Annotated in this window: 8 protein-coding genes; 7 read left to right on the top strand and 1 reads right to left on the bottom strand. The window is 51.4% G+C overall.

Annotation, left to right across the window (positions count from 1 at the left end):
- Positions 1-166 precede the first annotated feature (166 nt).
- Positions 167-508 (bottom strand): 50S ribosomal protein L19, encoded by a 342-nt coding sequence (gene rplS, locus Q3886_RS04490; RefSeq protein ID WP_301859972.1) that lies wholly within the window; start codon positions 506-508, stop codon positions 167-169.
- Between the two features lie 273 nt (positions 509-781).
- Here rplS and Q3886_RS04485 point away from each other — a divergent pair, with 273 nt between their 5' ends.
- The 7 genes from Q3886_RS04485 to lexA all read left to right on the top strand — a co-directional run bounded on the left by Q3886_RS04485 (position 782) and on the right by lexA (position 11,828).
- The gene (locus Q3886_RS04485; RefSeq protein ID WP_301859971.1) at positions 782-1,783 is read left to right on the top strand and encodes a hypothetical protein; all 1,002 of its coding nucleotides are present in this window, start codon (positions 782-784) and stop codon (positions 1,781-1,783) included.
- The gene (locus Q3886_RS04480) at positions 1,761-3,236 is read left to right on the top strand and encodes a hypothetical protein (protein WP_301859970.1); all 1,476 of its coding nucleotides are present in this window, start codon (positions 1,761-1,763) and stop codon (positions 3,234-3,236) included. The genes Q3886_RS04485 and Q3886_RS04480 overlap by 23 nt, the downstream gene beginning before the upstream one ends.
- A complete protein-coding gene (locus Q3886_RS04475) occupies positions 3,233-3,970 on the top strand; it encodes a DUF6063 family protein (RefSeq protein WP_301859969.1) in 738 nt (245 codons plus the stop codon). The genes Q3886_RS04480 and Q3886_RS04475 overlap by 4 nt, the downstream gene beginning before the upstream one ends.
- 1 nt (position 3,971) lies before the next feature.
- Complete coding sequence (locus Q3886_RS04470; RefSeq protein WP_301859968.1) at positions 3,972-8,432, top strand: hypothetical protein; 4,461 nt, start codon at positions 3,972-3,974, stop codon at positions 8,430-8,432.
- A gap of 94 nt (positions 8,433-8,526) precedes the next feature.
- A complete protein-coding gene (locus tag Q3886_RS04465) occupies positions 8,527-10,059 on the top strand; it encodes a Ppx/GppA phosphatase family protein (RefSeq protein ID WP_301859967.1) in 1,533 nt (510 codons plus the stop codon).
- An 85-nt stretch (positions 10,060-10,144) separates the two neighbouring features.
- Complete coding sequence (locus Q3886_RS04460; protein WP_301859966.1) at positions 10,145-11,020, top strand: phosphoribosylaminoimidazolesuccinocarboxamide synthase; 876 nt, start codon at positions 10,145-10,147, stop codon at positions 11,018-11,020.
- A 190-nt stretch (positions 11,021-11,210) separates the two neighbouring features.
- Positions 11,211-11,828, top strand: coding sequence for a transcriptional repressor LexA (lexA, locus tag Q3886_RS04455; RefSeq protein ID WP_301859965.1), 618 nt, complete (start codon positions 11,211-11,213; stop codon positions 11,826-11,828).
- The last annotated feature ends 320 nt before the right edge of the window (positions 11,829-12,148 follow it).

Genomic DNA, 12,148 nt, shown 5'->3' with positions numbered 1-12,148 from the left:
ATTACATATAGTATACTTAGTATACTAAGCCCGGCTGTCTCTTGTCCAGCCATATGCCGCCATATGAGCCTGAAAAACGGCTGCAGAAGCTCTTTCCCGGCCATATAGAAAAAACAGGAACCGGCAAGACTGCCAATCCCTGTTTTCATGTGTTCTTGTGGGTGAATTACCGACGTTCGCGAATACGAGCAGCTTTGCCGGTAAGGCCGCGGAGATAATTCAGTTTTGCACGGCGGACAATACCGCGGCGAACGACTTCGATCTTAGCCAGGCGCGGGGAATGTACCAGGAATGTACGTTCAACGCCAACGCCGTAGGAAATGCGGCGAACCGTAAAGGTTTCGCGTACACCGCCGTTCTGGCGACCAATGACAACGCCTTCAAACATCTGAATACGTTCACGGTTGCCTTCGACAACTTTTACGTGTACTTTCACCGTGTCGCCAGGACGAAATGCAGGAATGTCGCTGCGAAGCTGTTCTTGTTCCAATACGCTGATAATGTTCATTCTATTTTCCTCCTATAAGACATTCGTACTCCCGCTGGATCAAGTGCCAGTCGTCAAACGAGCAGAGGACTGCCTAAATTAACAAAAATATTTTATCACAACCGCCCACAGATAGCAAGGATTTTTTTATTGTATTCCCGTGATTTTTCCGCATGGCCATATGTACGCCTGCCCCATGTCATGCTATACTGAAATTATAGCATCAGCACCCTATGGTGCAGCAGGGAGAATACCATGAATACGTCAGTTTACAAACACCTCACAGCATATCTCATGAGCAGAAAAACAAAATCGGTAACGCTGGAACAGCTAAAGGAACAATGCCCCACTACAACCTATGACACGTTTTCCAAGGCCATAAATGCCCTGGAAGATACGGATATTCTCCACGGCGTCGCCGCCAGCGGGACGGATACGACAGGGCTTTCGTACCGCTACCGCATCAAAAAGGGCAATCTCTTTGCCCCTGTCGCCGCAGCTATCCGTGCCGAGGCCGCCGCCCTGGGCCTGTCAGGCCAGCTGGATATTTCCTGGTACTACACGCAGCCCCTGGCCCGCTGGGAACAGGATCGGGAAGGGCTCCAGTGTCTGGATGCCTACTTGGCGGCACCTCTACCTGACGCCTCCCGACAGCAGCGTTCCTTTGACATCTTTGGCGATGAAAAATACCTGGATGGACCCGGCTCCCGGCTTCTCGCCCATACAGGCCTCAGCCCGTCTGATCTTGGCATCGTATCCGAAGTCGATCCCCTCATGATGGCGTTTAATCCGTCTGCACCGGCAGCAGAGCCCCATGTCCACATTATTGTGGAAAATAAAGTGCCCTATATGGCCTTGCTTCCGCTGTTAACAACTACAAACTGGACCAGTCTCATCTGGGGATGCGGCTGGAAAATTACGGCCAATCTTTCGCTGCTGCCGAAGCAGTGCGGCTATCCTCACGATCACCATCTCTGTCTCTATGCCGGCGACTGGGACTGGGAAGGCCTGCGCATCTGGCATTCCCTGCCCAGTACGCAGCGCTGTCAGGTTCTTCCCTGGCTGTCATTTTACCGGAAATACCTGGCCTATGAAGCGCCGGAAGGCAAGAAAAATCAGAAGCCGGCCCCTGAAGGACTGGCCCACTTTATATCCTTTCTGCCGGCCGAAGAAGGGATGCGTCTGCAACAGACATTACAAACTGGCCATTATTATCCACAGGAAATTGTATCCCCGCAGGAGTATGCGGAACTAGCCCGGGAGGTATTGCCGTATGGACTTGGAAAACTTTTCTGAACGCATGGGGCGCATCCTGCTTATGGCGCCGCTGTACCGATTAGGGCGCCGTCATATTACGCGCCCTGACGGGACAGACGTATCGTGCATGGAACTGGGCCTGATGTCGCTGCTCTTCTTTTTTGAACGCATGCTCGACAGCAAACGGCCAGCCGGCATTCGGGATCTGACGGCCTATTTAATCGACGCAACCAATCATAGTCTGTACGAAAGCGACGAGGCCTATGAGTCTCTGGCCCGGGATATGGTAACAGCCTTTCGTCCTGCCACGGGCCGGCGAAATGAGGAGCCCTTCTTTGACTGGAAACGAAAAGCGCCGGCCAGCGTACAGTATTCCTATATTAAGGCCGATAAAGCCAATACGCAGTCCAATGAGCAGTATTACGTACTTGACGACCAGGGACTGGAACTTATTTTCGCCACGAAAGAGTATTTCAATGAATATCAGCTGTCCATTAATCAGCTTATCCTGCGAAAGCAGCTGGAAAAAGGACAGTTTACGCTGGCACTCCGGCAGGTAGAAGAAATGCGGCTCGACGTGGAAACCCTGCGAAACCGCATGCAGCGCATTCATCAGGAAATTCACCGCAGCATTATTTCCGAAGATACGCTGGCCCGCTACCGTACACTGGTAACAGATATTAACAGCCGGCTCAAAAGTGAAGAAGAAGAATTCCGGGAGCTGAAAACCTTCACATCCCATACGCGGCAGCGCATTCACGACGCCGTCGATGCCGATCGGCAGGGCAAAACGTATGCCAGCATCCTCATGATTGAACAACGCCTTGACGAAGTGCACAGTGCCCACCAGTCGCTGCTGCGCCTGGGCATTGAACTGGGTACGTCGGCATTGGCTGCAGCCGAAGAAGCCCTGTATTTTACAGGCATTCAGACTTTCTGCTTCCAGGAAGATATTACGAACCGCATGTTTGCCGCTCCCCTGCCGCTTTCCGCAGCCCCGACGCTGATCAAGCCCTTTCTTTCTCTGGAACAATGCCGCATCTGGTCGCCTCTGGCCGTCTTCTTTCCGCAGCGCCTGGAACGAAATGAGCGCACAGATACACAGCAAACCTTTCCCCAGATGGCAGAAGTGGCGGAGAAGCAAAAGACACGGACCAACATTTATCCCCATTACGCCCAGATTCTTGCCGATCTGGTGCTGTATCTGCAGGGAGCCACTACGACGACGTTAGAAGACTTCTTTGCTTTTGAACGAGACCATCGGCCTTCTCTGTTTGAAAAAAGACAGTTCTATATTTTCTGGCTTCTTCTCTACCGCCGCGGCACCGTATCCCTGGAGCCGGGCACATACCGGGCTGACTCGGTATACGAAACCATTCACCACGCCGTTCCGTCCCTGCATACGCTTACGGCTGCGGCTACGGATGAAATCCTTTCCCTGGGCCGCTATACTATCAGCAATATGACAATTGAGGTGACTTATTTTCCATGAACTATTCCTTAGCAACCATTCAGACAGCCTTTCATATTTATGCTGTCATGGCATCCTGCGGGTATATTGCCAAACTGGACAGTACGCCATTTTTTGAAGACGACACGGTTCGTTCTCTCGTCGAAAACTATGCTGCCGAAGTACAATGCACCATTACGAATGATGCGGAAAACCTGTATCTTATCCCCATAGCCGCCTCTTCTCCCTTCCATATCTCCAATGAATCATTAAAAAAAGAGTATCTGCGAAGCGGTGCCGTAAACCTGGACATCTATCTGATGTACCTGGCTGTTATTGTCCTGTTCGGCTGTTTCTATGACAGTTATACCACGACAGAACCTGTCGATTTCGTCCCCATGCAGCGATGGCTGGAAGAGATGAACAGCCGCCTCGATGCCCTGTCCCGCTTAGGCGAGGACGTCCTTTCCCGGGCAGAGCAGGACCTGAGCGTAAACTGGCTGGCCCTCATTCGCAAATGGAGCGATATGGACAGCATTAAGGAAACGGCAAAACGCCAGGACGGCCGTACCAACAGCCGCGTCAGTTTCCTTACGATGACCGCTTCCTTTCTCATTTCCCAGCATCTTCTCCACGATCAGGGAGACGGACAGTTTACGCTGACCGATAAGGCACGGACGATTATCGTTACATACTATATGTCGGAAGACTATAATCAGGGGATTCTGAATTTCATGTACCAGCTGGATCATACACCACCAAAGGAGCAGACCTAATATGCCCTCAATCAATCGAATTCGTTTTACAAACGTCATGTATGACAATGGCCAAAAACGATATACAGACACGACCTTTCGCTTTGACGGATATAACGGTATTCTGCTGCTGGAAAACGGCGCCGGCAAGACCGTATTCGTACAGACCCTGATTCAGGCCGTACTGCCGCGCCAGACGGTGGCGCAGCGCAAAATCCAGGAAACGCTGCAGCTGAACAATACGACAGCTCATATTGCAGTGGAATGGATTCTGACTGAAGCACCGCGGCGCTATGGCCTGACCGTCGTTTCCCTGTTCATCAACAGTCGAAATCAGCCGGCATCGCAGGAATTTGTCATGGAATACGGAGCATCCTCCAAAACCCGTCTGGACACGCTGCCCCTGACCCGGACCGAACAGGGCCATACACGGGCGGCGACGAAAGAAGAACTGGCCGCCTACTTCCGCGGTCTTGCCGATCATACGATGACGGCGCAGTTTTTCTCTGAGAACGACAGCCTTGCGTCCTACTGGGCCTATATTGAAAGTCATCTGAAGCTGATTCCGTCGGAATGGAAGAAAATAACAGCTATCAATGCTGCCGAAGGGGGCGTAGAAAAATTTTTTGAAGACTGCCGTACCACATCGGACCTTGTCAGCCGTCTGCTGATCCCGACAGTAGAAGAAGGGTTTGCCGCCGTAAAGGCGAAAAAAGAGTCAGGAAACGGATTTGCCGCCTTATTTGAAAAACAGCGGGACCATTTCCGCCAGCAGCTGTCCCTGGAAAAGCGAATTGCCGAAATGAAAGGCGTAGAAACGGCACTGGCATCATACACGGAATACCGTTCCCGCCTGGAAGCGGCAGAAACAGCCCTGCGTACGGTCAACAGCGCCTTAAAGGGATTATATCATCAGGCAGCAGCAGGGCTGGAAAGGCGCAAAAAGACAGCGCTCCAGCTGCAGGAACGAAAACAGTCGCTGGAACAGGAAAAACAGCGTATTTCCCAGTCCCTGGCCGCTCTCGTCGTAGCAGAACGGGAAGCAGACTGCGCAGCAGCACAGTCCCGACTGACAGCAGCGGAACAAACGGCCCAGATGGCGCATCAGGATCTGACGAACATCCAGACCGAGCTGAATACGCTGCGCTATGCCCGTCTGAGCCGCGACCTCACCCAGGCCGGCCAGGATGCGGCCATGGCCAAAGAAGGGCTGCAGCAGCTGTCAGAAGACCAGACTGTCACCATGCTGGAACAGGAAAAGCATCAGAATACAGCAGCTCTCCATTTCTGGTTTGACCAGGAAGACCGCCGCCTGGCTGACGAATATGACCAAATACAGTCTCTTTGCCGAACCATTGACGCAGCGCTTGCAGCGCATGCAGAAGCCATAGCGGGCCTTCAGGAAAAACACGAACAGTATACTGCCGCCATTGGCCGTACGGAAGGAGAAATCCGTACACTCGTAACCGAACAGGAACGGATGGAAATAACCCTGTTTCCCGACTCCATGCACTGCGATCCGGCTGCACAGATTGCTGCCTGGAAGCAGGATCTGCAGACAGCCGCAGCCGAACGGGACGGCTACGAGAAGAATATTCGTTTCTACACGGTGGAAAAAGACAAACTGACTGCCTCTGTTCCTGTATGCCGCAAGGCTATTGAGGATGCCCGCCGGGATTTGCATGAGCTGGACATAGAGCTTGCACAGATAACGAAGGATGCTGCCGGACTGATACGGCGTCTGAGTGCCTATGCATCGTGTGCCAATATTGCTGCCGACACAGCAGGCTTATACGGCAGCGCCGAACGGCTTACCAATACCCTCGGCGACGCCGTCATTACAGCAGAGCACGAAGAGGATGCCCTTGTCCGTTCCTCCCGGCAGGCCCATCGCTTTCTCGATGCCTATGAACCGCTGGATCGCTTTTCGGCCGATCCCCTGTTAGAAGCAAAAATCGCCTTGTGGAAAGGAGATTTTGTCTATCTGCAAAGTGGTGCCGATCTGTTCCGTCTGTATTGTCAGGAAGGATATACAGCAGATGCGCTGTATGCAGCCTATCCCTACTGGGCTTCTGCAGTCATCACGACGGCTGCAGATATTCCTTCCCTGTGGGACCGGCTGAACCATATTTCCGCAGAACTGACGCAGCCTGTCTTCCTGGCAACAGAGCAGGAAATCCGCGCCTATATCAGCGGCGAAGGCCAGAAAGTCCAGGCCCGTCAGGTAATCCCTGCATTCTGGCATCACCTCATACCGGAAGAATTTTCCCGCTGGAAGGAAGAACTGACCAATCAGGCTCGTCACTGGGATGAAAAATTACATGCCCGCCGCCAGGAACTGCAGGAATTGCGACAGCTCCGTTCTGATCTGATCGCCTTTATTCAGCACGTTCCGTTCAGCGAATATCAGGATCTCCAGGCCAGCCGCAATACATTGGCATCGACGCTGGAGGCCAAAACAACGGAGCTGTCCAAAACAGAGGCAGACATCTCCCTGTGTCAGAAAAACCTGGATATGGCCAACCATCACGCCTACGCAGTCAAAGACCGCCTGGCCGATCTGACGAACAAACTGAACCAGGCAGCGACCTATGAAGAACTGCGCAGCCGGCATCAGGCCGTTTTAAACGAACAGGAAGGCCTGCAAAAGAAACGGACAGAAACAGCCGAAACACTCCATACCTTACGGGCAGAACGCTCCCGGAGCACTGCCCAGCGGGACCAGATCCGCGATCAGCTGGCCACCCTGAACAGTCAGCGCCAGGAATTGAAAAGCAGGCCCTATGCGGCTGATGTCCAGTCTGCTCCCCTGCTGCAGACAGAAGACACGTACGATACGCTGGCTGATAAGCGGCGCCGTATCCTCAGCCAGCTGGAAGGAACCTCGGAAAACAGGGGCCGCCTGGAAAGTGAGCTGCACCACGCCTGCCAGGAAATTACCCGCCTTACAGAGGAGCAGCAGAAATGTCTCTCCATGGCGGAAACGGTCATTGACAAAACCCGCATCTATCCGCCAGATGGACAAAGCCGCGAAACAGCTCTCCTCCAGCAGCGGCAGGCACAGCAGCAGGCCGTCACTGCCAGTGACGCCGCAGCCGCCAGGGCCCGTCAGGACTATGCCCAGGTCACAGGACGGCGGCAGGAAGCAGAAGATTCTTATTATGGAGCATACGAGGAATTGATCTCCTTTACCGGCAATTTAGCAGCCCATCGGCAGGACCTGGAAAAACAGCGGATATCCGTCGCTCAGGCAGGTGACCAGTGCCATGCCGCCATGGAAGAAAATGCCCGACAGAAGGACGCCTTTACGACGCTGCTGCACCGCCTGGAACAGCACAATGTCCGCCTGCAGTTTACCCTGGACACGGTCCCGGCAGCCATGGTTCCAGTAGCGTGGCAGACAGACGCTGCCGAAGTCTTTCAAAAGGCCGCTCCGCCGATTCTTGCCAAGGCAGAAGAAGCACTGACGCAGGCAGACGCGGCAAGAGCCCAGGCAGACGCGGAGAAGGAACGATTTATCCGATACTGTAATGCCCACCTGGAATTTGAAAAAATGCGGCGCCGTATTATCGACGGCATTCGCGCCAAAACATCTTATGCCGACTATGCCAGCTGGAATACAGCCATGAAAGAAACCATTGCCAAGACGATCCGCCTGTCTCAGGAAGAACGGGTGCAGCATGCCGAACATATTGAACACATGATCACTCATATGACCATGTATTTGCGTGAAGTATGTGCCGGTCTGACCAGCATTGCTGACAAAACACGGATTTCTACTGACCGGGGCAGCAAAACGATGATTACCATTCATCTGCCGCAGTGGCAGGATGCTCAGGCCAGCACCGTCATTCGTTCGTACCTGGAAGATACATCCAAACGTCTGGACGGAGATGACTGCAAAGATGAATCGGGACGGGAAGATCCGGAAAAAATACGGGCCATACTGGAAAAACGCCTGCGCACACAGCAGCTCCTCATACAGGTTCTCGGCATCAACTCCATCAAGGTCAAATGCCGCAAAGCAACGAGTTCCCAGGAATTTTCCGAACGCCCCTACGGCTGGGAAGAGTCCAATCGCTGGTCTGGCGGCGAAATGTGGAGTAAAAACATGGCGCTGTTTTTAGGATGCCTGAAGTATCTGGCAGAAAAGCGGTGTATCCTGACCAAGGCCAAGTATAATACCCGTGTCGTCATTGCCGATAATCCCTTTGGCAAGGCCTCCAGCGAACATGTATTAAATCCCGTTTTCTTCATTGCCCAGCAGCTGGGATTTCAGATTCTTGCGCTGACGGCACATGAAGACGGTACATTCATTCGCAATTATTTCCCCGTCGTGTACAGCTGCCGCCTGGCACATATTGCCGGCACAAGCGAACAGGTTCTGGTACCGGAAAAACAGATTACAGCGGCATTTTTTGAAGACGAACAGCCGCAGCGCATAGAACGTCTCACGGATTATGAAGAAATTGGCCTGTTTTAATGGCTTCCATTTGTCATAACAGGTTTTCCCTGCTCCCATCCTGTAGTATAATAAGCGTTGTACAATACTATTATGGACAGAAACGAGGTATACGATGGAAAAATTAGCCATTATCGATATGGGTTCCAACTCCATTCGCTTTGTCGTCCTGCAGATTGCAGACAACAAGTCGTATTCTCTGTCATACCAGGAAAAAGAATCGATTCGCCTGGGACAGGGACTGAATCAGACCGGGGAACTCGGCGAAGATGGAATGCAGCGGGCTCTGACCTGCCTGAAAGTATATAAACATATTATGGAAGTCATGGATATTACCAACTGTATTGCCGTCGCCACAGCGGCTGTACGCAGTGCCGGCAACGGCGATGCCTTTCTGAAGCGTATTTATGCCGAAACGGGCATTACCATGACGGTCATTACAGGGGAACGGGAAGCTTACCTGGGGTATCTGGGCGTCATCAACACGATTGCGCTGGATAACTTCCTCATTTTTGACCTGGGCGGTGCCAGCGTGGAATTTACGCTGGTCCATGACGGCGAGCCGGTTCATTCTGTTTCCATCCCGCTGGGAGCTGTCACGATGACAGAAAAATTCTCTTTAGGCAGTACGATTGATCCGGAAAAACTGCAGGACTGCCTGAAATATATCCGCAAAAAAATATCTGCCGTTGACTGGCTGAAAGATACGAATCTCCCCTTAGTAGGCATTGGCGGAACAGCCAGAAACTTTGCCAAAATGGATCAGCGGGCCACGAATTATGAAATGGCTAAAATTCACAATTATATTCTCCATCTGGAAAATTTTGAGTATTTATACGACCAGATTACAACCCGTACCAGTGCCAATCGCCGCAAAATAGCAGGACTGTCGAGCGAGCGGACCGACCTCATCGTCGCCGGCGCTGCCGTCATCAAGACGATTTTTGACGTCGTAGGCAGTCAGTCCCTGGTCGTCAGCGGCTGCGGCCTCCGGGAAGGGCTGTTTTTCGAGTACTATGCCCAGTACTGCCATCTGGCCAAACCCCGTTTCGACGATATTCTGGATTTCAGCGTAAAAAACTTTATCGGCACCTTAGGCGGCGTAGTAAACGCAGCTCATGTTCAGCAGGTAACCCGTCTGACAGGGCTCTTATTCGATCAGTTTCAGTTTCTCCACGGCTACGGCGAACGGGAAAAACTGCTTCTCCTCACAGCAGCCCGGCTGCATGACGTGGGAAAAATCATCAATTTCTACGATCATGCCCGTCATTCTGCCTTCATGATCGGCCATGCCCCGCTGTATGGCCTGACCCACCGTGAACAGCTCATTGCCGGCTTTATTGCCGGATTCCATCACGGCATTAGCCGCAAGACGATTCGGGCTTATCGCTACGCCAATATGGCTACAGAAGAAGACTGGATCATGATCCGGAAATTATCGACCTTCCTGGCTCTGGCCGAAGCGTCTGACCTGACGTATGAACAGATAGTCAAGGACATTCACGTCACTTTTGCCGAAAACGTCGCTGTTCTGGTCATTACGACCCATGCCGGCGCTACGTATAATGCGGCAGACTATGAAATGAAACAGCTTACCAAGCAGTTCAAGAAGGAATTTGGCATTACGCTGCTCCTCGTCTGGAAATAAGCCAGCCTATTCCCTACACTGTCATTTTGTGATATGATAAGTATCATTAAAAAAATATATTGTTAGTATAGTTGGAGGCCCGAAGATGAAAGAATTCAAACCGTTCAAATCAGGTAAAGTCCGCGAAGTATATGATGCCGGCGACAGCATCATCATGGTCGCAACAGACCGTATTTCTGCATTTGACCATATTCTGAAGAACAAGATCACCAAAAAAGGCGCTATTTTGACGCAAATGTCCAGATTCTGGTTTGATTTTACGAAGGATATTATTCCCAATCACATGATTTCCGTGGATAATGCTGACATGCCGGAATTTTTCCAGCAGCCTCAGTTCATTGGCAACAGCATGAAATGCAAAAAGCTGACTATGATTCCCATGGAATGTATCGTACGCGGCTACATTACAGGCAGCGGCTGGGAAAGCTATAAGAAAAACGGCACTATATGCGGTATTTCTCTTCCTGCAGGTCTCCAGGAATCGGAAAAACTGCCTGAACCGATCTTCACGCCCAGCACCAAGGCAGAATTAGGCGATCACGATGAAAATGTATCCCTCGAAGAAGGAGCTGCCGTACTGGACAAAACCTTCCCGGGCAAAGGCATGGAATATGCAGAAAAGATTCGCGATTACACCCTTGCGCTTTATAAAAAATGTGCAGACTACGCATTATCCCGCGGCATCATCATTGCTGATACGAAGTTTGAATTCGGCCTGGATGAACAGGGCAACATTATTCTCGGCGACGAAATGCTGACGCCGGACAGCTCCCGGTTCTGGCCGCTGGAAGGCTATAAAGCCGGCCAGTCTCAGCCGTCCTATGACAAACAGTTTGTCCGCAACTGGCTCAAAGCCCATCCGGACAGCGACTATCTCCTGCCGCAGGATGTCATTGACAAGACCATTGAAAAATACAAAGAAGCCTATGAAATGCTGACAGGCAAACCCTTTACGGCCTAAGAGACAGCATACTATGAGGAGCATGGCAGTTTGCGCTGCCATGCTCTTTTTGTATTCCTCCGGCCAGTCTGTTTTCCCTTCTGCAGCACCTGCAGTTCATCTGTTCGCAAGATAATTTGTTCGCTTCCTTCCTTGCATATACGGTATATTCACGATATAATAAAATTAAATATGTATGGAGTTGATGCAGATGTTAGTAAATGAAAAAGTACTGACCACCAGGCAGAAACAGATCTTAGAATATATCCGCGAATGTGTTCATACCTTCGGCTATCCCCCATCGGTACGGGAAATATGCAAACACGTCGGCCTTAGTTCGACCTCTACGGTCCACGGATATTTAAACCGCCTGGAAGAACAGGGTTTTATTCGCCGTGACCCGGCCAAAAACCGGACGATTGAATTATTAGACGAAGGATCGTGGCGGTCTAAAAAGATCGTTCCCCTGCCCTTAGTCGGCCAGGTGCGGGCAGGAGCACCGATTCTCGCCGAAGAATGCGTAGAAGATGTCTATCCCTTCGCCGCTGACTTCGTCGGCAATGACGACAGCTTTATGCTGACTGTAAAGGGCGACAGCATGAAAAACGCCGGCATTCTGGAAGGAGATATTCTCATCGTCCGCCAGCAGTCAACAGCGGAAAACGGAGAAATCGTCGTAGCCATGCTGGAAGATGAAGCGACAGTGAAACGGTATTACCTGGAACGGGACCGCATTCGCCTGCAGCCGGAAAACGACGACTACGAACCGATTTATACGAAAAACTGTCAGATTCTTGGCAAAGTAACAGGACTTCTTCGCCGTTACTAAAAACTATACAGAACATACGAAAACCGCTCATCCTCATGGATGAAGCGGTTTTTTGACTGCTCTGTCCTCTTTCAATCGGGATACGATGGACACGGTCCTGGAAGTCGGCAAAAAAATATACCCGAACAGGCGCAACTGCACTGTTCGGGTATATATGTGTTGGTGGAATCCGCTACGACAGAAAAGAACGGACTTATTTTCCATCGAACATACTTTTCTTATATTTTCCCCAAAGTTGCATAAAAAAAGAGGGCACCGAGCTAATCTGCATCAGCTTGGTACCCTTTCTTTATATTACATATTATAATATGTTATTGCAC

It is taken from the genome of uncultured Megasphaera sp. (assembly GCF_958350005.1).
Classification (GTDB): Bacteria; Bacillota; Negativicutes; order Veillonellales; family Megasphaeraceae; genus Megasphaera.
The sequence above is the reverse complement of the archived record's forward strand: the minus strand, read 5'-3'. Positions and strand labels throughout refer to the sequence as shown.

What these genes read in the sequence shown, in the direction of transcription:
- rplS (WP_301859972.1), bottom strand. Translation starts at nt 508, where the DNA reads ATGAACATTATCAGCGTATTGGAACAAGAACAGCTTCGCAGCGACATT.
- Q3886_RS04485 (WP_301859971.1), top strand. Translation starts at nt 782, where the DNA reads ATGAGCAGAAAAACAAAATCGGTAACGCTGGAACAGCTAAAGGAACAA.
- Q3886_RS04480 (WP_301859970.1), top strand. Translation starts at nt 1,761, where the DNA reads ATGGACTTGGAAAACTTTTCTGAACGCATGGGGCGCATCCTGCTTATG.
- Q3886_RS04475 (WP_301859969.1), top strand. Translation starts at nt 3,233, where the DNA reads ATGAACTATTCCTTAGCAACCATTCAGACAGCCTTTCATATTTATGCT.
- Q3886_RS04470 (WP_301859968.1), top strand. Translation starts at nt 3,972, where the DNA reads ATGCCCTCAATCAATCGAATTCGTTTTACAAACGTCATGTATGACAAT.
- Q3886_RS04465 (WP_301859967.1), top strand. Translation starts at nt 8,527, where the DNA reads ATGGAAAAATTAGCCATTATCGATATGGGTTCCAACTCCATTCGCTTT.
- Q3886_RS04460 (WP_301859966.1), top strand. Translation starts at nt 10,145, where the DNA reads ATGAAAGAATTCAAACCGTTCAAATCAGGTAAAGTCCGCGAAGTATAT.
- lexA (WP_301859965.1), top strand. Translation starts at nt 11,211, where the DNA reads ATGTTAGTAAATGAAAAAGTACTGACCACCAGGCAGAAACAGATCTTA.